The following is an 817-nucleotide window of genomic DNA, read 5'->3' as shown; positions in this document are numbered from 1 at the left end:
ACCGCCTCGCCCGGCGCGATGGTCATATCCGGCAGCACCAGCCCGCTTGCCGCCCGGCAGCCCTGCAGCGCCAGGCTGGCCGGGCCCGGCAGCGGCGCCACCCGCGCGCCCTGCCCCGGCAGCGCCACCCGCGGCGCGGCGCGCCAGCTGTCCAGATCCTCGGCCAGCGCCTCGGCCGCGGCGCGATCATGCCAGGCGGCCGCCAGATCGCGCAGCGGCTGGTAGAACTCGGGCGCCAGCAGCAGCAGGAAGATCCCGGCCCCGGGCGTCAGGCCCGTGCCCCATGCGCCGAAGGACAGCGCGCCCAAAAGCGAGAAGCCGACATAGACCGCCATCATCGCGATGCCGATCGCGGCGAACAATTCCAGCACGGTCGAGGACAGGAAGGCCAGCCGCAAGACCGCCATGCTGCGCCGCCGCAGCCCCCGCGCCGCGGCGGAAAAGCCGGTTTCGACCGCGGCCGTGGCGCCCAGAACGCGAATGTCCAGCACCGCCCCCAGCCGGTCGATCAGCAGATCGTTCAGCCCCGCGATCCCGTCCAGCTGCCGGGCGCTGGCCTCTTTCGCGGCCAGACCCACCAGCGCCATGAAGACCGGGATCAACGGGCCCGAGATCAGCAGGATCAGCGCCGCGCCCCAGGAAAAGGGCAGCACCAGCGCCAGAAACACCAGCGGCAGCACCATGACCCGCGCCCGGGCCGGCGCATAGCGCTGAAGCCAGGGGGCCAGCGCCGCCAGCTTCTCGCCCGCCAGCGCGGCCACGGCGCCGGGGCCGGCCTGGCCCGGGGCAAAGCCCGCCTCGCGCGTGACGATCTGGG

General features: G+C 74.3%; 1 protein-coding gene. It reads right to left on the bottom strand.

Annotated features, from left to right (window positions below):
* Positions 1–817 (bottom strand): ABC transporter transmembrane domain-containing protein (locus K1Y73_RS21945; protein WP_263626740.1); only part of this gene is annotated, 817 nt, incomplete at both ends.

It is taken from the genome of Xinfangfangia pollutisoli, from assembly GCF_020179405.1.
Classification (GTDB): Bacteria; Pseudomonadota; Alphaproteobacteria; order Rhodobacterales; family Rhodobacteraceae; genus Pseudogemmobacter; species Pseudogemmobacter pollutisoli.
The sequence above is the reverse complement of the archived record's forward strand: the minus strand, read 5'-3'. Positions and strand labels throughout refer to the sequence as shown.